The sequence below is a fragment of the bacterium genome (assembly GCA_040753555.1).
In the GTDB taxonomy this organism is placed as follows: Bacteria; UBA9089; UBA9088; order UBA9088; family UBA9088; genus JBFLYE01.
On the sequence record JBFMDZ010000255.1, the window covers coordinates 1 to 2,600 of the forward strand.

Consider the following 2,600-nt stretch of genomic DNA (forward strand, 5'->3'; position numbering starts at 1 on the left):
GCAATGGATGAGTTTAAACTAACCAAAGCCCTCATTTTAACCAAAGATTTTGAGGGAGAAGAACTATTTGACCAAAAGATAATTGTCTTTACCCCACTCTGGTTATGGTTAGTGAGTAGATAGCCTTTAAGGCTTATCACCCGCACCGGCTTTAAACTCTACGAACCTGATGCAGAGATTGCCTTAGCGTAACCTACCGATATGTTGTCCCTATGGGACATTAAATGAAAGATATTGTAGTTATTGTCAGACACTACCGAAAATTACAAGACATTAAATTCCATTTTGTGTCCTTCGTGCTCTTCGTGGTGAATAGTTACAAATGACGTAACTACAGTATTAGGAGGATAAGATGATATATCAGCAAGATTAGATTGATATTCTAACTTAACTTTTTTACTTAATTGACATCTGGAGGTCTTTTATTTAAATTTTTCTTAAGTCAGTGCCATTCAGGTCTGCCCCCTCGGGACTTAACCTCCTCTGGACTCCTAAATCCCATCTCAAACCACAACGACCGTATGCCGCAAAGCGTAAAATTCTATCATCCTAAATCTCCCCTGCCTGCTTTAATATCTCCAGATATAACTCATTACTCACCCTGAAGTCTTTGGCAATCAATTCATCAACATATGGCTTCACTTCTGAAATAAGTCCACCAGACTTAGCCGCCACCAATATACCAAGTGTCCCAGTCTTGCTGATTCCTATTCTATCCGCCGTTATTCTCGCAGGTTTCTCATCTAACAAGACTAAATCTCCATTTAATTCTGATGCCAACACCAGGGTTTCACTTTCAACAGCACTTAGAGTTGTCCGAAGAATATTTACTGAAAGTCGATTTTGCACCTTTTCTCGCTTTATCCATTTAGCCTTTTCTGCTTCTTGTGCTGCTAACCTTTCTTTTCCTTTTCGGGAATATAGAGCGTACCATAAATAGATGGAGTGTATCGAGCTTCCTTATGCTAAAGAGCCAGAAATCGCTTTGTTTAATTGTATGTTTAGCGAAGCTAAACACGTACCTTTTCTTTAATTTTGGAGTATCTCTTAAGATTTTCATAACCTCTTCTTTTACTTTTGTATCTTTATATTCTAATATCGTTTTACCCTCTACCATTGCCTCAACAACAGATTTATCAAATCCAATCTTTCCAATTAAAGAAATAGCGTTTTTGTTACAATATCCTTCTATTTTCTCTGACATTTCAGGATTTAAGTCATATTTGTTTATTACAAGTTTTACTGTAACATTGAAATGTTTAGCTACATCTATGACCCTTATGGCATCGTGTAAGCCAGACAGGGTTGGCTCGGTTACTACCAAAGCGCAGTCTATATCAGAAAGCGAGGCAATTACCGGACATCCTATCCCAGGAGCGCCGTCAATAATAACCCAATCGCAACCGTTTTTTTCTGCCAGTTCTTTTGCCTGTTTTCTCACCAAAGAGACGAGTTTGCCTGAATTTTCCTCAGCAATTCCGAGCCTGGCGTGCACCAAAGGGCCAAAGCGGGTTTCTGAAATAAACCATTCTCCGGCAAGATTCTTTTCCATTTTTATAGCTTGAACTGGACAAATATGACTACAAAAGGCGCACCCTTCGCAAGACACAGAGTCGATAGTGAAACTCTCGCTTATGGCATTAAAACGGCATACTACGATACAGTTACCGCATTGCTGGCATATCCTTTTGTCTATTACAGCGTTTAAACCGCTTCTAAAACTATGTCGTTCTTGTATCTTAGGCTGTAACAACAAATGTAAATCCGCGGCGTCCACATCGCAGTCAACCATAACTTTATTTTTGGCTAATGCCGCAAATGCACCGGTAATTACGGTTTTACCCGTGCCACCTTTTCCACTGATGATAACAATTTGTTTCATCTTATTTCCTATTCAAACTTTTTACGGAGTAAATTTACTGCTGGAACAATAAAAAGAAGTAAAAAGCCGATAAGTATCAGAGTATATGAAAGAATCATTTTGTCTGAACCACCTAAAAATGATATTCGCAGGCCGTCCACTGTATTAAGTAAGAGGCAATTTTCTATTGCTAAAACCCCTGGTTCTAAGCCTGTAATCTTCATAAATGCCTCTTCCAATGATTTTTTATCGGTTTTTGCCTTTAAATTTAAAGGAGTATCAGTTACTAAAATTTTTCCTTTTACCAGAATAGCCACGCGGTCACATAAAAGGTCTGCTTCTTCTATACGCAAACAAAATTGGTTTGCGAATTTTAGCCATATTCAAAGCTAAAGTTTTCAGCAAGCAAAGTGTTTAATTCTTCTTTGTAGATTATAGCTACATTTCTAAAAAAGTCAATTGTTTTTTCTCTAAATTCTTCAAAATTCTCATAATAATAACCCCTGAGAACTTTTTGCTTAAAAAATTTCCATAACCGCTCAATTATGTTTAAGTTTGGAGAATAGGGAGGCAAAAACACCATCTTTACCTTTGAAGTTTCAAGAAACTCATTTAGAAATTCCCCAATTTTACTAAAACCTTTCATAGGGCTTAAATTTATGGTTATTGAAAAATATTAGAATAATCCTCCCCCTTTCCCCCTTTAGCGAAGCGAGAACTCTATTTTTATTGTGCTTTT

The 2,600-nt window shown here is 37.3% G+C and carries 4 protein-coding genes; all 4 read right to left on the reverse strand.

Annotation, left to right across the window (positions count from 1 at the left end; translation table 11 throughout):
• Window positions 1–549 precede the first annotated feature (549 nt).
• The 4 genes from AB1630_12110 to AB1630_12125 are packed head-to-tail and all read right to left on the reverse strand — an operon-like array spanning window position 550 to window position 2,507.
• Entirely contained in the window at window positions 550–849 is a 300-nt protein-coding gene (locus tag AB1630_12110; GenBank protein ID MEW6104537.1) for a DUF3368 domain-containing protein, read from the reverse strand.
• Between the two features lie 19 nt (window positions 850–868).
• On the reverse strand, window positions 869–1,882 hold the full coding sequence (locus AB1630_12115; GenBank protein MEW6104538.1) for an ATP-binding protein: 1,014 nt from the start codon (window positions 1,880–1,882) through the stop codon (window positions 869–871).
• 8 nt (window positions 1,883–1,890) lie between these two features.
• Window positions 1,891–2,214, reverse strand: a complete 324-nt coding sequence (locus AB1630_12120; protein MEW6104539.1) for a hypothetical protein — start codon at window positions 2,212–2,214, stop codon at window positions 1,891–1,893.
• Between the two features lie 20 nt (window positions 2,215–2,234).
• A complete protein-coding gene (locus tag AB1630_12125) occupies window positions 2,235–2,507 on the reverse strand; it encodes a transposase (protein ID MEW6104540.1) in 273 nt (90 codons plus the stop codon).
• Between the last annotated feature and the right edge of the window lie 93 nt (window positions 2,508–2,600).